We start from the raw sequence: 18,670 nt of genomic DNA on the forward strand, positions 1-18,670 counted from the left end.
GGCTAAATCCTTATTCAAAATACTAATAAGTGACCGTCAGTAAGACCGTATCGCTGTATGTGCCACTGGTGGGCAGGGTACTGGTCGAGAACAAACGGGCATAAACTTTTATTTCCTGGGTGCTACCGGTCGCGGCGACGACCTCTGTGGTGCCGCCGTTACTGCCATCGCCCCAAATGGTGGAATAATTACTGTCCTGGTAAAGCTGATAAATCAGGGTCTCGGGGGTCAGGGTATTTTTCAATTTGCGTCCGGCGGAGATAGAACCGGTGACATTGTTGCCGATGCCAAGCGCCAGCGTGACGCTCAGACCTGGGTTGCAGCGAAACAGCACGGAACCGGCCCCCGAACTGGAAACTATGCTGATATTGCTGGCTAACGAGGAGATTTGTCCAAAGTTGAGGTTGCCGAAGGTGGTGACATCGCTGCTGCCGCTGCCCAAAATACAGCCTTTCACTACCGTCGCGTTGACGGTAAGCGCCTGGGTTTTTTGCTGATCGTTGACGCCCGTGTCGCCCAGTACCGGCGGCGTTATCATCCAGAGCAGTAAACCACCGCTTAAAATACGCATTACCCTTACCAATTGATGGTGACCTGCACGGTGTCGGTGTAGCTGCCGATCGGAGGAGTGGATTGCACCGGGATCATGCCATACACCGGTAACCAGTTATCCTGACCGTTGGCGGTTTGCGATACTCCGGTCAAATTATCCCAAATGGTGCTGTGGGCGCTGGTGGTATACAGGTTGTAGTTCACCTGTTGGCCAGCGGCACTTTTCAGGTAACGCGCCGCGGTGTTACCGCTTTGTCCGCCGCCCAGCAGGACGTTGTAACTGGTGCCGTTGTTGCATTTGACACGAATGGCGCCCGCGTTTTGTTGCCCGGCAATACTGACGTTGGTAGTGAGGAAATAGACCGTACCAAAGTCCAGCGAACCAAAGCTGACATTGCCGCCCGAGTTGCTGCCTGCTTCACAGGCCTTCAACAAGGTAGCACTGACGCCGATGGTGGCGGTTTTGCTATCCGCGTTCACCGCCAGGCTCAGCGTCAGCAACCCAAAAACAAAAAGGGCTTGCCGCACTGTTACCAGGTTACCGTCATCGTCACGGTATCGTTGTAGGTATCAGGATCTGGCGTAGTGGCCGCCGCCGGGACACGACCATAGACAATTAATGGAACCGCTGCGCCGGTACCGGTGCCGGTCAGGGCGTTGGCGCCGCTGGACCAGGCGGTAGCGCGGGCCGAATCCTGATAGAGGTTGTATTTGATTAACGCGCCGGCCGTACTGGCCATTTGGCGTTGGTTACCGGCACCCACGTGCAGACCGTTATTCAACGCCACGGTATAGGCGGTGCCTGTGGTACAGGTCAGCGACAGGGTACCTGCACCGCCGGAACCGGTTGCGCTGGCGTCAATAATGTTGGACAGGGAAGAGTAAGTCCCGAAGCTAATGGCGCCAAAGTCGTTGGCGCTACCCGCGCTGTTTCCACCGCCGACTACGCAACCCGCGCCGATGGTTAAGGTTACGCCCAGGTTGCCCTGAATCGTGCCTGCTGCGTTAGCTGCGCCGTTTGCGCACAGCAGGGTGGCTACCGAGGTCAATGCCATCAGAGTTTTTTTCATATTAGTTTCCTTGCTGTGTAAGGGAGAAACCCCACAAAAGCGCCGCCCGGAACCGGGTTAAACGCATTAATTTATTTACAGTTTAATTAATAGAATAAGAATGCTGAATTGTCTTGGTCAGGAGCCAAAAATTATCTTTATTTTTGAAAGGCGTCGGTATATTTGGCAAGTCGGGAGGATAATGCCGAAAAGGGTAAATGATTAGAATAATAATATTCCCCTATCGGAATATTATTAGCGCCATTAACTGGCCGGCATTTCCCGGCCAGTTTCAGCGTAGCTACTGATGAAAATCCAACGCGCCGTCGCGAACCAGTTCGCGGGGCAGATTGTTTTTTATCCGGCTGCCGATGCGTTTGGCGATCCCCAGCGGCTGTTGCTGATAGGTCACAATACATTCATCGGTCAGCGGCGGTGAGTCCGGGTACAGGTCGCGGCCGTGATACCACTCCTGCGCCAGTGTGGCATCCAGCTCAAAGCGCTGCTTACCGTCAGCCGCCGCCAGCGCGATCACCGCTTCGTGCTGCCAGCGATAGCCTTTGGTGAAGCGTTCGGCCAGTTTTAGCCCAATGCGGGAAAAACGTACTTTGTTGACTAACGTTTCCAGCTCGGCGGGGAACAGCCAAATCTCTTTATCGCGCGCCCACAGGCGGCTGGTTTCATCCCAGACCAACCCGGAAGCAGCGGCGGCCTGGGCGATTTCAGCAGAGTCCTTGGCGGAAAGCGGCGCGAACGGGAATTTGCCCAGCTTATAGCTTGGTTTCGCCAACGCGGGCACGGAGTGATGTTTGCGCAGGCGGGCCACGAAGAAGCCTTCGCTGTCGTAGATCTGCGGGAACACGTGCAGGAAGCCTTCGGCGGTCAGGGCCTGTTTGGCGCCTGGGAACAGTTCGCCCAATGGTTCGACGCTGACCGCGTCGCCATAGGTCGCCAGCAACCCGTTGACGATCTGCTGATTTTCCTGCGCGTTGAGCGTGCAGGTGGAGTAGACCATGACGCCACCCGGTGCCAGGGCATGGAAGGCGCTGTCGATCAGCTCGCGCTGAGTCTCGGCGATGGAGGCAACGCTCTCCGGCGACCAGTTGCTCATGGCGTCCGGATCTTTGCGTACTACGCCTTCACCGGAGCAGGGTGCATCCAGCAGAATGGCGTCGAAGCTTTCCGGTAGTGCGGCGCCGAATACCCGCCCGTCAAAGTGGGTGAGCGCCGTGTTTTTAACCCCGCAGCGGCTGATGTTGGCATGCAGCACCTTGACCCGGCTGGCGGAATATTCGTTCGCCACAATGCCACCCTGGTTGTTCATCAAGGCCGCAATCTGAGTGGTTTTGGAACCCGGCGCGGCGGCGACGTCCAGCACCCGACGTGGCGCTTCCCCTGCGGCGAACAGTGCGCTGACCGGCAGCATCGAGCTGGCTTCCTGAATGTAGAACAGGCCGCTCAAGTGTTCCGCCGCGCTACCCAGCCGCAGTTCCTCGTCTTTGCGTTCGATCCAAAAGCCTTCCGTACACCAGGGGATTGGCTCCAACTGCCAGTCGTAATCCTGCACCAGCGTCAAAAAGTCGGTAACGCTGGTCTTCAGCGTATTCACTCGCAGGCTGCGGCGCAGCGGGCGTTGGCAGGCGGCAATAAAATCGTCCATCGACAGGTCGGCGGGCATGATGGCACGCGTCGCGTCAAGAAAGGCGGGCGGCAAATAAACGGAGGCAGGTTTGGCCACGGGGTGAGCTCTCTGGCAGCTGTCAAAATAAGGGCGGAAGTTTACCACAAAGCTGGAAACAGTAGGGGCCCAGCATTGCTGAGCCCCTGAGAAGGTGACTTATTTACTCTTTAGGGATGGCGGTGCCCCAGTCTCTCCAGTCCTTAGGTTCCTCCGCATTCAGCATAAAGTGCTTGTGCGGCGTGGCCTTAGGCGCCAGCGGAATACTTGGCGGGGTGGCGAAAGCAATGCCGCCGCGAATGAACTGCTGGAAGGTGCCGCTCTTGATCACGCCGCCGGTCAGGCCAAACTGCAGGTTATAGCCGGAGGCTTGCCAGAACACGCTGTTGTTGCGAACCAGATATTGGTATTTCTTGCTGATGCGCAGCGCCACGTGGATGCGATCGGACATGGCCCCCAGATAGAAACCGGTGACGGTGCCCACTTCCACGCCGCGGAACAGCACCGGGGTCCCAATCTGCAGCGAGCCGGTTTCGGCCGCGTCAAGGATCACGCTCAGACCGTCCAGATAGCGCGAGTCGGTGATGCTGGCTTCCTGCAGCTCAAAGCTGCGCAGCTCGCGCCCGCGACCCGGTTCCACGTTGATATAAGGTTGCAGCAGGGTATCGAGGTTGCTGACTCCGGCGGCGGAAATCTCCGGCGAGACAATCGAGAATCGGCTGCCCAGGCGTGCGAAGGTCTGGACGTATTCCGGATACAGCACCGCCTTGGCCAACACTTCATTTCGCTCTGGCGCCAGCTTCAACGAATCCACCTGGCCGATATCGATGCCGAGATAGCGCAGCGGCATACCCGGCGACAGTTTGCTGGCGTCGTAGGTTTTCAGGATGATCTGGCTACCCACCGCGCGGGCGGCGGTTTCCGTGGCGTACAGTACGCGTTTGGCGCCTTTGTCCAGCGTCACGCCCTGCAGGTTGTCGAAACTTATGGCGCCTTTCAACGCGCGGTTAAGCGGGGATGCCTGTACCGTCAGACCGTTGCCGTTCAACTGCACCTTGGCGCCACCTTCGGCCCAGAAGATGCTTTCACTGGTCAACAGCTTGCGGTATTCCGGGCTGATATAAACATCGACTTCAAACTCGTTGGCTTTGGGGCGCACGTTAACAATTTCGCCCACCTGGAATTTGCGGTACAGCACCACCGAACCGGCCTGAACGTCAGGCAGGCTCACGGCGTTCAGCGTCAGGGTCGGCGTTGGGCTGTTACCGACGATGCCGGCTTCGGCCTTTTCGCTGTTGCCGTACAGTGGATACTGGCCGACTGGATCGCCTTTGCTGCCGGGGATGATGCGCACGCCGCCGTCCAGCCATTCCTGCGCGCTGGCACCCAGCACTTCCATGCCATCGAGCCCCAGCTTGACGTCGACGCGGCTGTTGACCACGAACTTGCTGTCTTTATGCAGCAGGCGGCGATATTGGGCTTCCACGGCGGCGGTGAACACCACGCCGCTGTCGGTCAATGCGCGGCTCATTATCTGCCCGACCTTAACACCATGAACCACTAGCGGCTGGCCAACGTCGATGCCGTAACTTTGCGGCGCGTTAAGCGTTACGGTCAGCACGCCCGGCTGTTGCAGTAGGGTTTCGCTGCTGTCCAGCACGTTGAAGTGCTGCTGCGGCTCGCCTTCGCCCGGCACCAGCTCCAGCGTATTGCCGGTCAGCAGCTGGCTGAGTTTAGCGTCGTTAAGGCTCAAGCGCGGGCTGCGCATGACGATCCGCGTACCGCTGCGCATTAAATCCACCACCGACGGATCGATGGTCAGTTCGCCGGTGACCTTACTGTCTTGTTCCAGCGTCAGTTTGGTCAAAGTACCTACCTGCAGCCCCTGATAAATCAGCGGCGTGTGATTTTCACTCAGGCTGTTACCGCTGGGCAAATCAAGCGTAATGTTAACGCCACGCTGGCTGTGCGCCAGATCCGGATAGAGGGTGTAACTTTGATCGGCCTTGGCCTGTTGACCGTCGAGCGGTGAATCAAAAGCGATGGCGCCGTTAACCAGCGCGGCCAGGCTTTCCATCTGCACCGAGGCGCCCGACAGGCTGAAATCGCCCTTAAAGCCGGAAACGTTCCAAAAACGGCTGTTGCCCTTCACCAGATTGGCAAAGCGGCGATCGATCAGCACATCGATAGTGACGCCTTTATTCCCTTCGGAGATGGTGTAGTCATACACCTTGCCGACCGGAATTTTGCGGTAATAGACCAGCGAGCCGGTATTGAGCGACCCCAGATCGTCGGCATGCAGGTGAATCATCAGCTCGCCGGTGTTCAGCCGGTATTTGGGCTGAGTATCGAGGGCGGTGAAGTGGGTTTGCGGCTGCCCGCTGCCCGGCATCATGCCAATGTAGTTGCCGCCGACCAGCGCATCCAGGCCTGACACACCCGCCAATGAGGCTTTTGGCGTAACCAGCCAAAATTGGGTGCCGTCGCGCAACGAGTCTTCCAGATCGCTCTTGATGCTGGCTTCGACCACGATGCTGCGCAGATCCTTGCTTAGGCTGATGCTTTGCACGGTGCCGACTTCTACCCCTTGATAGCGCACCGGGGTACGGCCAGCGACGATGCCTGCCGCAGACTGAAAATCAATGGTCACCGTGGTGCCGCGTTCCTGGAAATTGCTGTAGACCAGCCACCCCGCAATCAGCAGGGCAATAAACGGCAGTAACCAGAATGGCGAAATGCGGCGCTTGTTTTTGACCCGCGCTTCAGTCGGTGTATTCGGCGTTTCCTGTTGCATGTGCATCCCAAATCAATCGGCTATCCAGCCACTCTACGGCAAGAATAGTTAAAATAACCGCAGACCCAAAGTAAAAGGCTGCCGGTCCCATAGTAAAAGATAACAACTGGTCGCGGTTCACCAGCGACATCATCAGTGCAATAACGAATAAATCGAGCATTGACCAGCGGCCGATCCAGGTCACCAGCCGCAGCAAGCGAATGCGCGTTTTCAGGCTGTGCGAGGTTTTGAAATGAATACTGAACAATATCGTGATCAGCACAATGACCTTGGTAAAGGGCACCAGCACGCTGGCGATGAAGACGATGGCGGCGATCGGCACATTGCCGGAGCTTGCCAGTGACACCACCCCGGAGAATATAGTGTCTTCCATCCGGGCGCCATTGGCGTAAATGATCGATATCGGCAACAGGTTGGCCGGGATCAGTAAAATCATTGCTGCAATCAGCGCCGCCCAGGTTTTTTGCAGGCTGTAGGGCTGACGGTGGCACATGGGCACATGGCAGCGCGGGCAGCGTCCGCGCTCATCGGGATAACCGGTGAAATGGCACGACAGACAAATATGCAGTGCCGTCGGTGGGCCTTCAGGTTGCTCTTGCGGGTAGTAGCGTTCCCACAGCTGTTCCAGATTGACGTGGATCAGCGTCAGGATGCTGAGCAGGGTGAGTGACAGGTAGGCGATCAGGGCGCTGCCGGCCTGGATATCGGCATACTCTTTGACCTTTATGGTTGCCACGGCCATACCAATCAAATAAATATCGAGCATCACCCACTCTTTTAACCGTTCCAGCATCAGCAGCACCGGGCGCAGGTTCATGCCCAGCGCATGGCCGAAACGCAGGTACAGAAGCGACAGCGCCAACGTCAGTGGAGCACCTATGGTGCAGAACGCCACCATGCTGGCGGTGATAGGATCACCCTGGCGACTCATCTGCCAGATGCCTTCCAGCAGGCTGGCGTCGATACGTACGCCCAGCAAGCGGATGCTGATCAGCGGTTCGCTGAAGGCGAAGGGCATCAGCAGCAACATGGTGACCGCCATGGCGGTCAGTCGAGTCATCGACCAGTCGCGTCCGCTGACCACCTTCGCATCACAACGCGGGCAGTAGGCTGCCTGTTTACCGCTTAGCGGCGGCAACACAAACAGCAGGTCGCATTCGCAACAGCGCTGGTGGCGTGCTTTGGAAAGTGGGCCGGTGATAGCGTGTATTTTCATCATGAGAAAAGCTGCCCTATAGCTCGCCGCAACAGTTAGCGTAGCTGAAAAATAAATCTGTCCGTGCTCATCGGTTCAAGCGCCGGGCGGCAAAACAGGGTTTCAGACCGGCAAACATACCTTGCCCGGTAGGGTTTTGTGAAGCAACAGATGATTAACCTTGTGGCTATAGGCATTTAATGCTTATTTTATAGGGCTTAAGACTTGGGCTTCTGGCCATCTTCACGGTATTAATGGTTAACACATGACAAAAGAACAATTCTACGCGGAATTAAAACGTGATTTGTGCGCGCTGCTTGACGGGGAAACCAACTTTATCGCCGCGTTGTCCAACGCCAGTGCGTTGATCAACGAGCGCCTTGATGACGTCAATTGGGCAGGTTTTTATCTGATGGACGGTGCGCAATTGGTGCTCGGTCCGTTCCAGGGGAAAATCGCCTGCGTACGTATTCCGGTAGGCAAGGGCGTGTGCGGGACTGCCGTGGCGGAAAACCGCGTGCAACGTGTTGGTGATGTCCATGCGTTCCCAGGCCATATCGCCTGTGACGCAGCCAGTAATGCAGAAATTGTGCTGCCGCTGAATGTTAGCGGTCAGATTATCGGCGTTCTTGATATCGACAGCACAGTTTATCAACGTTTCGACGAACAGGACGAAAGGGGCCTGGAAGCAGTGGTGGCGGGGCTTTGTGCGCAGCTGGAACAGTGTGATAGAGCGAAATATGTCACTGTGGCAGCAAGTTGATCTACGGTTAACGTGGCATTTACCGATGGCGTCATTATAATGACGCCTGTTCATGCCTGCGCTGGTTGGCAAACCCGTTGTAATCAGGAAATTTCATGGAAAATCAACCTAAGTTGAACTCTAGTAAAGAAGTCATTGCTTTTCTTGCCGAGCGTTTTCCGCTCTGCTTTAGCGCCGAGGGCGAAGCTCGCCCGTTGAAAATCGGTATTTTTCAGGATCTGGTCGAGCGTGTTCAAGGGGAAGAGAACCTCAGCAAAACGCAATTGCGTTCTGCCCTGCGCCTGTACACCTCTAGCTGGCGTTACCTGTACGGCGTCAAAGTTGGCGCGCAGCGCGTCGATTTAGACGGCAACCCGTGCGGTGAACTCGAACAGCAGCATGTCGATCATGCCCGCCAACAGCTTGAAGAAGCGAAAGCGCGCGTTCAGGCACAGCGTGCCGAGCAAAACGCCAAAAAACGTGAAGCTGCCGGCGAATCAGCCGATGCGCAACCGCGTCGTCCACGTCCAGCCGGTAAAAAACCTGCTGCACGTCGCGAAGGCGGAGCCGCACCGGAGAACCGCAAGCCACGCCCACAAACTCGCCCACAGCCCGCTCGTCAACCTCGTGAAGTCAAAGAGGAAAGCCAGCAGCGCCATGTGCCAGTCACGGATATCTCTAAACTGCAAATTGGCCAAGAAATCAAAGTCAGAGCAGGCAAGAGCGCGATGGATGCTACCGTACTCGAAATCGCTAAAGATGGCGTACGTGTGCAGCTCTCTTCCGGTCTGGCGATGATTGTGCGCGCAGAACACTTGCAGTTCTGATACGGAGGCCAACCAAGGCATGAACAAATTTGTCAGATTAACAGCAGTCGCGGGTCTGTTGTGGGCGGGCGTCAGTTACGGAGCGGACACAGCCAACATCCGCATCGATCAACTGCCCCAGCTTAAGCAGGAACCGCAACATGCAACGGTGAGTGAGCGCGTAACCTCGCGCTTCACTCGCTCTCATTACCGTCAGTTTGCCCTCGATGCGGACTTTTCAGGCAAGATCTTCGATCGTTACCTGAATATGCTGGACTACAACCATAACGTGTTGCTGGCCTCCGACGTGGCGCAATTCGCCGACAAGCGCAACCAGCTTGGCGAAGAGCTGAAAAGCGGTAAGCTGGATACGCCATACGCGCTGTACAATCTGGCCCAAAAACGCCGTTTTGAGCGTTACACCTATGCCTTGTCGCTGCTGGAAAAGCCAATGAGCTTCACCGGCAACGACACTATCGATCTCGACCGCAGCAAAGCGCCGTGGCCGAAAGACAAGGCCGAACTGGACAGTCTGTGGGATGCCAAAGTCAAATATGACGAGCTGAACCTCAAACTGACCGGCAAGACCGACAAGGAAATTCGCGAAACGCTGACCAAACGCTATCAGTTCGCTATTAAGCGCCTGACGCAAAGCAACAGCGAAGACGTATTCCAACTGGCGATGAATGCCTTTGCGCATGAAATCGACCCGCATACCAATTATCTGTCTCCGCGCAATACCGAACAGTTCAACACCGAAATGAGCCTGTCATTGGAAGGCATCGGTGCAGTGCTGCAGATGGATGACGACTACACCCTGATCAATTCCATGGTACCGGGTGGCCCAGCGGCGAAGAGCAAGGCGATCACCGTGGGTGACCGTATTGTCGGCGTTGGCCAGGCGGGTAAACCTATGGTTGATGTTATCGGCTGGCGTCTGGACGATGTGGTTTCGCTGATCAAAGGGCCGAAGGGCAGCAAAGTGCGCCTGGATATCCTGCCTGCGGGCAAAGGTACCAAAACCCGTGTGGTCACACTGACCCGCGAGCGTATTCGTCTGGAAGATCGCGCGGTGAAGATGACCATCAAGACCGTCGGCAAAGAGAAAGTCGCGGTGATGGACATCCCAGGCTTCTACGTTGGCCTGACCGATGATGTGAAAGTTCAGTTGCAGAAGATGGCCAAGCAGAACGTCAAGAGCCTGATCATCGATCTGCGCACCAACGGCGGCGGCGCGCTGACCGAAGCGGTATCACTGTCCGGTCTGTTCATTCCGAGCGGCCCGGTGGTGCAGGTACGTGACAACAACGGCAAGGTGCGTGAAGACGCGGACACCGACGGCGTGACCTACTACAAAGGGCCGCTGGTGGTGCTGGTTGACCGCTTCAGCGCCTCGGCTTCCGAGATCTTTGCTGCGGCGATGCAGGACTACGGCCGCGCGCTGATCGTCGGTGAACCGACCTTCGGTAAAGGCACCGTCCAGCAGTACCGTTCGCTGAACCGCATTTACGACCAGATGCTGCGTCCGGAATGGCCGGCGTTGGGCTCGGTGCAATACACCATTCAGAAGTTCTACCGCGTGAATGGCGGCAGTACCCAGCGTAAAGGCGTAACCCCGGATATCCTGATGCCGAGCGGCATTGATCCGGCGGAAACCGGTGAAGCCTTTGAAGACAATGCGATGCCGTGGGACAGTATTAATGCGGCGACCTACACCAAAACTGGCGATCTGAAGCCTTTCGATCCTGAATTGCTGAAAGATCACGAGCAGCGTATCGCCAAGGATCCTGAGTTCCAGTACATCGCGCAGGATATCGCGCATTACAAGGCGCTGAAGGACAAGCGCAACATCGTTTCACTCAATCTTGCCCAGCGCGAGAAAGAAAACCACGATGATGACGCTACCCGTCTGCAGCGCATTAATGACCGCCTGCAGCGCGCCGGTAAAAAGCCGTTGAAGAAGCTGGAGGATCTGCCGAAGGATTACCAGGAGCCCGACCCATACCTGGATGAAACCGTGCATATCGCTCTGGATCTGGCGCACCTTGAACAGGCGCAGCCAGCGGCAGCGAAGTAACGCAGCCAAGCACCAAAAAGAAAAACGCACCTTAGGGTGCGTTTTTTAATGGGCGCGGTCAGGGCCCCGAGTCGAAATTAAACGTTTTGTGAGGTCACGATGAGCGACTTAAGCCCGCCAATGCGCGCTGTACTACGTTTTGAGGCCGTGCTGGTGTTGATACTGTCCGTGGTGATATACCACGGACAACACTACCGTTGGGGATTGTTTGCCGCCTGTTTCCTGATCCCCGACATCTCTTTTCTGGCCTATGTATTGGGTAAAAAAGCGGGGGCCATCGGCTATAACCTTGCCCACTCTTATATTGGACCCGCGTTGTGCGGCCTGGTATTTGCGGGAACCCAACAGCCACACTGGTTGATGGCGGCGTTGATTTGGGGCGCGCATATCGGTTTTGATCGAGCCTTGGGTTATGGGCTGAAATACGCTAGCGGCTTTGCAGATACCCATCTGGGCGGGCTGGGACGTAAACCACAGCGTTAAAATACCGCCCCCTCGAAGTGCGAGGCCGGTGTGCAGCCCGCTTTCTTGCGATTACGTAAGCCCAGTTGCCGCCGGCGAGGAAATAGATCAGGGAGCGACGGTAAGGGTAGCGCTTTGTGACGTAAATCTTACCGGCTGGGGCTGGCGGACACTTTGCTTCCTGTGCAGGGGACGGAATTTTGTTCGGTTGATCGGATTGGGTCGCAGATAAAATTCCCATAAAAACTCGCCGCTTTACGCAACAATCGTTTACAATTTGGGGAGTATTGCTGAAGCGCCGTTTTTGTAAAGTTTCGTATTTTTAGTAGGTTAATGGCGTACAACTCTTGAAACTGTGATGAATGCCCATACGATCTAGGGTATCCAAGGCAGCGTTTTGTTAACATTTATGAGGAAGTAAACATTTTATGATGCGTATAGCTCTGTTCCTGCTCACCAACCTGGCGGTGATGTTGGTTTTCGGGCTGGTGCTCAGCCTGACAGGAATCCAATCCAGTAGCGTTCAGGGCCTGATGATCATGGCCGGTCTGTTCGGCTTCGGCGGTTCTTTTGTCTCACTGCTGATGTCCAAATGGATGGCGCTGCGCTCCGTTGGCGGGGAAGTGATTGAACAGCCGCGTAACGAAACCGAAAACTGGCTGCTGGAAACGGTACGTCGTCAGTCGCAGCAGGCGGGCATTGCCATGCCGCAGGTCGCTATTTATCACGCACCGGACATTAACGCCTTCGCCACCGGCGCGCGTCGCAACGCTTCGTTGGTCGCCGTCAGTACCGGTCTGCTGCAGAGCATGAGCCGTGACGAAGCGGAGGCGGTTATCGCCCATGAAATCAGTCACGTCGCTAACGGTGACATGGTGACCATGACGCTGATTCAGGGTATCGTGAACACCTTCGTGATCTTTATCTCGCGCCTGATTGCGCAGGTGGCCGCCGGCTTCCTGGGTAACCGTGACGGTGAAGGGGAAGGTAACGGCAACCCGATGATCTATTTTGCCGTGTCGATGGTGTTGGAACTGGTGTTCGGTATCCTGGCCAGCATCATCACCATGTGGTTCTCGCGTCACCGTGAGTTCTACGCCGACGCAGGCTCCGCCAAACTGGTGGGCCGCGAGAAGATGATCGCGGCGCTGCAACGGCTGAAAACCAGCTATGAACCGCAGGAAGCAGGCAGCATGATGGCGTTTTGTATTAACGGCAAATCCAAGTCGTTCAGCGAACTCTTCATGTCTCACCCGCCGCTCGATAAGCGTATCGAAGCGCTGCGTTCAGGCCAGTACCTGAAGTAACCCAAAGAACGTAAAAAACCCCGGCTTGCCGGGGTTTTTTATTTCAGGCGTCGCCGGGCTGATGGAGAAGCTTTCATACAAGCAGACAGAGGCGAACGCCTGCGCAGGCCACGCTGTTCATTGGGTAAGATTGATTCGATCTCCCTCGAGCCGATCGTGAACCATCAGGACTTAAAAAGCTCCGCGCTCATGAAGTCGATGAACGCGCGCAGCTTCGGCGCCAGGTGCTTGCTCGACGGCCAGAGCATGCGGAAGGTGCCCTGGTGCTGGTTGAAGTCGTCCAACACCGTCACCAGCTCGCCCGCCATGATCGCGTCGCACACCATGAAGTCCGGCAGGCAGGCGATCCCGAGGCCATCGCGGGCGACGTGAACCAGGGCCTCGGTGGTATTGCACACCATCGAGGCCGGGAGGACAGGTTCCGCTTCGCCCTCCCGCATGCGCAAGGGCCACGGCTCGAACTTTCCGGTGCTCGGGAACTTGTGTTGCAGGCAGGAATGGCCCGTGAGGTCGGACGGCACACTTGGCGTGCCGCGTGCGGCGAAGTACCGGGGCGCACCGATCAGCAGCAGCTTAAAGGTGCCCAGTGGACGCGACATCAGCCGGGAGTCCGCTGGCTCCCCGGTGCGAATGACGGCATCGAATCCATCCTCGATCACATCGACCATCCGATCCGAGAAATCCACATCCAGCTCGATGGCCGGGTAGCGGTGCATGAAGGCCGTCAGCGCCGGCATGACCAGGCCGCTGACCAACGGCAGGCTCACGCGCAGCTTGCCTCGGGGCGCCTGCCGGGTTTCCGACAGTTCCAGCTCCGCGGCTTCGACTTCGGAGAGGATACGCCGGCAACGCTCAAGGAACAAAGCGCCTTCGGCCGTTAGTGTGATGCTGCGCGTGCTGCGATGGAACAGGCGCACACCCAGCCGTTCTTCAAGCCGCGCTACGCTCTTGCCTACGGCGGAAGACGAGATGCCGAGCACTCGCCCAGCCTCAGAAAAGCTGCGGGCTTCGGCCGCCTGCACGAAGAACTCGATGCCGTTGAGGAAATCCATTGCGTCGCCCATCTAGGAATATTTGTCCGATATGTTCGGAACCTTAGCCTATTTTTCTTAACCGTGCGAACGCATACGCTGACGGCTGCACAGGTTGGATGCGGCTGTCTTGTCTTTCGAGCTATGGCTTTGGTGTCTGCCTGTCCCTTCACGGATTCTTTAGCGGAGTTTTTCCATGACACACGCCTCGGCCGCCATTGGCGGTACTAACGGCCGCGACTGGCTGCAACTGCTGGCCGCTTGCCTCACCGGCATCCTGATCCCGTTGTGCTTCACCGGGCCAGCCGTCGTGCTGCCGTCCATCAGTCAGGAGCTGGGCGGGACGGCAGTGCAATTGAACTGGGTGGTTAATGGCTACATCCTGACCTACGGCAGCGCCATGATGGCGGCCGGAAGTCTGACCGATACCTATGGCCGCAAGCGCGTGTGGCTGGTTGGGCTGGCGCTGTTCGTGCTGGTGACGTTCGCCATTCCGCTGGCACCCTCGGTCGGCTGGATCGACGGCCTGCGCCTGGCTCAAGGCCTGGGTGGCGCAGCCGCCTTCGCCGGCGCCATGTCTTCGCTGGCGCAGACCTTCCATGGCTCGATCCGCACACGGGTATTCAGCCTGCTTGGCACCACGTTCGGCATCGGTTTGGCCTTCGGGCCGCTGGCGGCGGGCGGGTTGGTGGAAATTGCCGGCTGGCGCTGGGTGTTCCTGGCGACGGCACTGATCGGTGTGGCCGGCTTCGGGCTGGTTTGGGCCAGCGCCACGGAGTCCCGTGACCCGCAGGCCAAGGGCCTGGACTGGCCGGGCGCTATCAGCTTCACCGCCGCACTAACTTTGTTCACCTACGGCATCCTGCTGGCGCCGGAGAACGGCTGGCGCAGCGCCGCGGTCATCGGCTCGCTGCTGGCGGCGACCGTGCTGTTCGTGGCCTTCGTGCGGATCGAGCGTCGTGTCGCCCGCCCTATGCTCGACCTATCGTTGTTCAGCCGTGCGCGTTTCGTCGGCGTGCAGGTGCTGGGCGCGTCGCCGGCCTTCTTTTTCGTCACGCTGATCGTGATGCTGCCAGGCCGTTTCATCGGTATCGACGGGCTGGGCGCGCTCGAAGCGGGGCAAATGATGATTGCCCTGGCTGCGCCGCTGCTGGTGGTGCCGTTCCTTGCCGCGCTACTGTCGCGCTGGTTTACCTCCGGCATATTGTCCGGCGTCGGGCTGCTGCTGGTGGCGATCGGGCTGATCTGGCTGGGCCAGGTGCTGGCGGGAGGGGCTGGTGCCGCGTTGGTGGTGCCGCTGGCGCTTATCGGTATCGGTATTGGCCTGCCGTGGGGGTTGATGGATGGTATGGCCGTGAGCGTAGTGGAGAAAGAACGCGCGGGCATGGCGACAGGGATCTTCAACTGCGTGCGCGTCTCGGCTGACGGTATTGCCATTGCAGTGGCGGGTGCGCTGTTGTCGTTCCTGCTCCAGGCTGGATTGCTCGGCGCCTTGGACGCGGCTGCTCCAGCCGTTGTGATCGAGGCCGCCAACCGTGCGGCGCTGGGCGATCTGGCGCAGGCGTCCGCGCTGGTGCCCGGTGAACGCGCCTTGCTGTTGGCAACCTACGACCACGCATTCCGCTGGGTCTTGTACGTCCTGGCCGCGTCGTCGGCACTGACGGCATTGCTGGTGTTTGCCTTGCTCGGCCGTTCGCGTGCCCATGAAGATGTGGGAGCGGCGGTATGAGCCAGGCCGGGACAGGTTCCTTACCGAGCGACCTTACCCAGCATCGGGCCTATGCGCGGGTCTCCCTTTGGATGCGGCAACAGGCGCAAGGGGTGGCCCTCGTCGCGTTGAATCTGAAACCGTTGCGGCGTACCACCGCCGAAGTTTTGGCGGAATACGCGCTGTCGGAGTTTCCCATCGGGGTGGTCGACGCAGCGATGCAGAACGCCGGAGAGGCTCATCCATGACCGGCCGCCCATCGACGGTGTCCATGTGGGGTGCGGCATGGCTGGTGACGGCCGTGTTCATGCTGTCCAACTCGCCGACGCCGCTGTACGTCTACTGGCAGCAGGAAATCGGATTCTCCACCGGCATGCTGACGGTTATCTTCGCCCTCTACATCGCCGGGTTGCTGGGCACCTTGCTGGTCGCCGGGCAGTTGTCCGACCGCTATGGCCGCAGGCCGATCCTGCTGCCGGGCCTGCTGGCCGCGCTGACGGCCTGCCTGCTGTTCGCCGGTGCGCAGTCAGTGCTGGCTTTGGGCATTGCCCGACTGCTGACGGGCATCGCCGTGGGCGTCATGGTATCGGCTGGCATGGCGGCCGTCGGCGATCTGGGCGGCAGCGATCGCAGGCGCCAGGCGGCGTTGCTGGCTTCGGTGTCGATGGTGTTCGGAGCCGGACTGGGCCCGCTGCTCGCGGGGGGCTTGGCGCAAACGCGGGCGCATCCGATCCTGTCGGTGTTCGCCACCGAACTGGCCGTCCTCGGCAGTGCGCTGGCCGTTGCCTGCTTGCTGCCTTTGTGCCGTCCGGCTCGATCCGGCGGCCAACCATTGCGCCTTCGGCTACCCACGGTGCCCGTCGCCAATCGGCGGCATTTGGCCTGCGGCATCGCCACTTTTGGGCCGGGTATCACTGCAACCTCGTTTGTGTTGGCGCTGGGGCCATCGCTGCTGTCCCGGCTGCTCGACGTGCGTAGCCCCATTATCGCCGGCGGCATGGCCTGCGCCATGTTCCTGACCGCCACAGGCGTGCAGTTCGCGGTGCGCCACTGGCCGATACGCTCGATCTTCCTGGCCAGCACCACGGCCACGGTATTGGCGATGACGAGTCTGGGCATCGCCGTGCATGCCTCGCTCGCATCGATGCTGGTGGTTGCGGCGCTGCTGGCGGGGGCCGGGCAGGGCCTGGGTCAGTTGGGTGGCCTGACCCTGATTGGTCTGCATGTGCCCGACGGACGGCGCGCCGAGGCGAATGCAGTGTTCAACATCGGCGGCTATATCCCGGCGGGGCTGCTGCCGGTTGCGGCCGGCTATCTGATCGACAGGCTTGGGCTGGCGGGCGGCGCCACGCTGTTCGCCATCGCGCTGGCCCTGGTCGCAGGCGTGGGCGGATTGTTCGTGTTCAAGGCGTTGGCGGTTCTTGGCGAACCTCGCACAATGCAACCCTCCAAGAGGGAATGACGATGGCGCTGCGGCATTTCCGTTGCTTGCCGTAGCCTAAGAACTGGGCATGGTGCGTTCGCACGAACCACGCCCGGCACACGCCTGAACCGCGCGTCTGTTTCGACAGCGTGCCCGCGTTGCTGATTCTCAAGGAAGCGTGGCTATTCCTTGATGAGCCGTCTTTCACGGTCCGCATCCGGCAATGGCTCAAGACCTCAGGAAAAAACGTCAACGTCATCTTCGCTACGCAATTACTGGCCGATAACATTTTTATGCCTGCTATTTGGCTTGCTCACGGCTTTCTACCGCTTGCGCACGCGGTTGGGTAATGCGCAGGCTGCTGACTGCCGCCGCCAGCGTGGCAAAGGTACCGGCCAGAATCAACGAAGCGTGGGTACCGGAAGTGGGGAACAAATTGAACATCAGTGCCACCAGTGCGGCACCGGAAGTCTGCCCCAATAAGCGGGCGGTACCCAACATACCGCTGGCGCCGCCGCTGCGGTTGCGCGGGGCGGCGGAAATAATGGTGTGGTTGTTGGGCGATTGAAACAGCCCGAAGCCGGCGCCGCACAGCACCATGCGCCAAATGATATCCAGATCGGAAGGGTTATGCGGCAGCAATGCCAGCAAGAATAACCCCAATGCAAACACCGCCAGGCCGATGCAACCCAATAATCCGGCGTGGATCCGCTCCACCAGCCGCCCGGCCAATGGTGCCATGACGATAATCGCCAGCGGCCAGGGGGTCAGCAACAGCCCGGTGGCGACCTCATCGCGGCCCAGCGTCCCTTGCAGAAAGAATGGTAACGAGACCATCGCCAGCATTTGTGCGGTAAAGGAACAAATTGAGGTGCCCATCGACAGGGCGAAAATCGGGATACGCAGCAGGTCTACCGGCAGCAGCGGAAATTCCTGGCGCAGCTGGCGGCGGACAAAGAAGAAGCCAATGACCAGCAGCGCGGCGATTTCACTGAAAATCAACGTCAGGCTCTGGCCCTGGGCAAAACCGCTGATGGCGGTGATCAGCAGCCCGAAAGTCAGGGCGTTCATCACCGCACTGGTTGGGTCGAAACGCTGATTGGTGCTCTTCTGACTATTGGCGGGAAGATATTTCATCCCCAGCAGCAACGCCACAATGCCGATCGGCAAGTTGATGGCAAACAGCCATTGCCACGAGGCAACCGAGAGGATTGCCGCCGCCACCGTGGGCCCGGCAGCCGAAGAAAAGGCGACAATCAGCGAGTTGATGCCCATGCCGCGTCCGAGAAAACGTTGCGGATAGATAATGCGGATCAGTGCGGTGTTGACGCTCATGATGGCGGCGGCGCCAAACCCCTGAAGCACGCGAGCAATAGTCAGCGTCGTCAGCGAGTCTGACAGTGCGCAAAACAGTGAAGTCACGCTGAAGACCAGCAAACCGGCCTGATAGATGCGGCGATAGCCAATCAGATCGCCGAGCGAGGCCAGCGACAACAGGGAAATGGTGATGGCTAACTGATAGGCGTTCACCACCCAGATGGAGCTGGCTGGGCTGGCGTTCAGATCGCGGGCGATAGTCGGCAGCGCCACGTTGGCGATTGCGCCGTCGAGCACGGAAACGGTAATGCCGAGGGCAATGGCGAGGATTGCCCCATAGCGCTGCGGGACGGGGAGGCCGTCGGTACAAGAACGCATGTTGATCTCGAAGGTATTAATCCGGGGGAGTATTACCATGCTAATCATGTTCGTCTGCGATTGCATCCACAGTTTTCCGTTCAATTGTAATAACCGATGAGATCCCAGCGTGCATTCAGCCCAGCCGATTGCGTGGCTTCTGCGGTACCGC

16 protein-coding genes are annotated in these 18,670 nt (G+C 58.5%); 8 read left to right on the forward strand and 8 right to left on the reverse strand.

Annotation, left to right across the window (positions count from 1 at the left end; translation table 11 throughout):
• Nucleotides 1-22 precede the first annotated feature (22 nt).
• From H0S68_RS10270 to yebS, 6 genes are all read right to left on the reverse strand, one after another.
• Nucleotides 23-571 carry a spore coat U domain-containing protein gene (locus H0S68_RS10270; protein WP_020826543.1) on the reverse strand — a complete coding sequence of 183 codons (549 nt, stop codon included), beginning with the start codon at nucleotides 569-571 and terminating at the stop codon, nucleotides 23-25.
• A 5-nt stretch (nucleotides 572-576) separates the two neighbouring features.
• Complete coding sequence (locus tag H0S68_RS10275) at nucleotides 577-1,080, reverse strand: spore coat U domain-containing protein (protein WP_020826544.1); 504 nt, start codon at nucleotides 1,078-1,080, stop codon at nucleotides 577-579.
• A 2-nt stretch (nucleotides 1,081-1,082) separates the two neighbouring features.
• The gene (locus H0S68_RS10280) at nucleotides 1,083-1,622 is read right to left on the reverse strand and encodes a spore coat U domain-containing protein (RefSeq protein WP_020826545.1); all 540 of its coding nucleotides are present in this window, start codon (nucleotides 1,620-1,622) and stop codon (nucleotides 1,083-1,085) included.
• Between the two features lie 280 nt (nucleotides 1,623-1,902).
• On the reverse strand, nucleotides 1,903-3,339 hold the full coding sequence (rsmF, locus tag H0S68_RS10285; protein WP_410529368.1) for a 16S rRNA (cytosine(1407)-C(5))-methyltransferase RsmF: 1,437 nt from the start codon (nucleotides 3,337-3,339) through the stop codon (nucleotides 1,903-1,905).
• A gap of 103 nt (nucleotides 3,340-3,442) precedes the next feature.
• The gene (locus H0S68_RS10290; protein WP_020826547.1) at nucleotides 3,443-6,073 is read right to left on the reverse strand and encodes a PqiB family protein; all 2,631 of its coding nucleotides are present in this window, start codon (nucleotides 6,071-6,073) and stop codon (nucleotides 3,443-3,445) included.
• Nucleotides 6,042-7,289, reverse strand: coding sequence for a membrane integrity lipid transport subunit YebS (yebS, locus tag H0S68_RS10295; RefSeq protein ID WP_048762701.1), 1,248 nt, complete (start codon nucleotides 7,287-7,289; stop codon nucleotides 6,042-6,044). Before yebS ends, H0S68_RS10290 begins: the two co-directional genes overlap by 32 nt.
• Nucleotides 7,290-7,533: 244 nt before the next feature.
• On the opposite strand from yebS, the gene H0S68_RS10300 reads away from it, so the two are divergent.
• From H0S68_RS10300 to htpX, 5 genes are all read left to right on the forward strand, one after another.
• Entirely contained in the window at nucleotides 7,534-8,031 is a 498-nt protein-coding gene (locus tag H0S68_RS10300; protein ID WP_410529369.1) for a GAF domain-containing protein, read from the forward strand.
• A 95-nt stretch (nucleotides 8,032-8,126) separates the two neighbouring features.
• Complete coding sequence (proQ, locus tag H0S68_RS10305; RefSeq protein WP_020826550.1) at nucleotides 8,127-8,837, forward strand: RNA chaperone ProQ; 711 nt, start codon at nucleotides 8,127-8,129, stop codon at nucleotides 8,835-8,837.
• Nucleotides 8,838-8,856: 19 nt separating this feature from the next.
• On the forward strand, nucleotides 8,857-10,893 hold the full coding sequence (gene prc / locus H0S68_RS10310) for a carboxy terminal-processing peptidase (protein ID WP_020826551.1): 2,037 nt from the start codon (nucleotides 8,857-8,859) through the stop codon (nucleotides 10,891-10,893).
• A 99-nt stretch (nucleotides 10,894-10,992) separates the two neighbouring features.
• The gene (locus H0S68_RS10315; protein ID WP_273854645.1) at nucleotides 10,993-11,376 is read left to right on the forward strand and encodes a DUF4260 domain-containing protein; all 384 of its coding nucleotides are present in this window, start codon (nucleotides 10,993-10,995) and stop codon (nucleotides 11,374-11,376) included.
• 407 nt (nucleotides 11,377-11,783) lie between these two features.
• The gene (htpX, locus tag H0S68_RS10320) at nucleotides 11,784-12,662 is read left to right on the forward strand and encodes a protease HtpX (RefSeq protein ID WP_020826553.1); all 879 of its coding nucleotides are present in this window, start codon (nucleotides 11,784-11,786) and stop codon (nucleotides 12,660-12,662) included.
• 164 nt (nucleotides 12,663-12,826) lie between these two features.
• On the opposite strand, the gene H0S68_RS10325 is transcribed toward htpX, so the two are convergent.
• A complete protein-coding gene (locus tag H0S68_RS10325; RefSeq protein WP_046373767.1) occupies nucleotides 12,827-13,714 on the reverse strand; it encodes a LysR family transcriptional regulator in 888 nt (295 codons plus the stop codon).
• Between the two features lie 175 nt (nucleotides 13,715-13,889).
• Between H0S68_RS10325 and H0S68_RS10330 the strand changes: the two genes are divergently transcribed.
• From H0S68_RS10330 to H0S68_RS10340, 3 genes are read left to right on the forward strand one after another with little or no spacing between them, the layout of a single operon-like run.
• A complete protein-coding gene (locus tag H0S68_RS10330; RefSeq protein WP_410529370.1) occupies nucleotides 13,890-15,422 on the forward strand; it encodes an MFS transporter in 1,533 nt (510 codons plus the stop codon).
• On the forward strand, nucleotides 15,419-15,649 hold the full coding sequence (locus H0S68_RS10335; RefSeq protein WP_217331171.1) for a hypothetical protein: 231 nt from the start codon (nucleotides 15,419-15,421) through the stop codon (nucleotides 15,647-15,649). Before H0S68_RS10330 ends, H0S68_RS10335 begins: the two co-directional genes overlap by 4 nt.
• Entirely contained in the window at nucleotides 15,646-16,863 is a 1,218-nt protein-coding gene (locus tag H0S68_RS10340) for an MFS transporter (RefSeq protein ID WP_217331172.1), read from the forward strand. The genes H0S68_RS10335 and H0S68_RS10340 overlap by 4 nt, the downstream gene beginning before the upstream one ends.
• Nucleotides 16,864-17,124: 261 nt before the next feature.
• Here H0S68_RS10340 and H0S68_RS10345 read toward each other — a convergent pair whose 3' ends face one another.
• A complete protein-coding gene (locus H0S68_RS10345; RefSeq protein ID WP_142816421.1) occupies nucleotides 17,125-18,519 on the reverse strand; it encodes an MFS transporter in 1,395 nt (464 codons plus the stop codon).
• Nucleotides 18,520-18,670: the final 151 nt, after the last annotated feature.

Origin of the sequence: Serratia sp. AXJ-M, assembly GCF_046531865.1 — a bacterium.
Lineage (GTDB): Bacteria > Pseudomonadota > Gammaproteobacteria > Enterobacterales > Enterobacteriaceae > Serratia > Serratia liquefaciens.

Excerpts from the sequence above, each read along its gene's own strand:
- H0S68_RS10270 (WP_020826543.1), bottom strand. The coding sequence starts at position 571 with ATGCGTATTTTAAGCGGTGGTTTACTGCTCTGGATGATAACGCCGCCG.
- H0S68_RS10280 (WP_020826545.1), bottom strand. The coding sequence starts at position 1,622 with ATGAAAAAAACTCTGATGGCATTGACCTCGGTAGCCACCCTGCTGTGC.
- H0S68_RS10290 (WP_020826547.1), bottom strand. The coding sequence starts at position 6,073 with ATGCAACAGGAAACGCCGAATACACCGACTGAAGCGCGGGTCAAAAAC.
- yebS (WP_048762701.1), bottom strand. The coding sequence starts at position 7,289 with ATGAAAATACACGCTATCACCGGCCCACTTTCCAAAGCACGCCACCAG.
- H0S68_RS10300 (WP_410529369.1), top strand. The coding sequence starts at position 7,534 with ATGACAAAAGAACAATTCTACGCGGAATTAAAACGTGATTTGTGCGCG.
- proQ (WP_020826550.1), top strand. The coding sequence starts at position 8,127 with ATGGAAAATCAACCTAAGTTGAACTCTAGTAAAGAAGTCATTGCTTTT.
- prc (WP_020826551.1), top strand. The coding sequence starts at position 8,857 with ATGAACAAATTTGTCAGATTAACAGCAGTCGCGGGTCTGTTGTGGGCG.
- H0S68_RS10315 (WP_273854645.1), top strand. The coding sequence starts at position 10,993 with ATGAGCGACTTAAGCCCGCCAATGCGCGCTGTACTACGTTTTGAGGCC.
- htpX (WP_020826553.1), top strand. The coding sequence starts at position 11,784 with ATGATGCGTATAGCTCTGTTCCTGCTCACCAACCTGGCGGTGATGTTG.
- H0S68_RS10325 (WP_046373767.1), bottom strand. The coding sequence starts at position 13,714 with ATGGATTTCCTCAACGGCATCGAGTTCTTCGTGCAGGCGGCCGAAGCC.
- H0S68_RS10330 (WP_410529370.1), top strand. The coding sequence starts at position 13,890 with ATGACACACGCCTCGGCCGCCATTGGCGGTACTAACGGCCGCGACTGG.
- H0S68_RS10335 (WP_217331171.1), top strand. The coding sequence starts at position 15,419 with ATGAGCCAGGCCGGGACAGGTTCCTTACCGAGCGACCTTACCCAGCAT.
- H0S68_RS10340 (WP_217331172.1), top strand. The coding sequence starts at position 15,646 with ATGACCGGCCGCCCATCGACGGTGTCCATGTGGGGTGCGGCATGGCTG.
- H0S68_RS10345 (WP_142816421.1), bottom strand. The coding sequence starts at position 18,519 with ATGCGTTCTTGTACCGACGGCCTCCCCGTCCCGCAGCGCTATGGGGCA.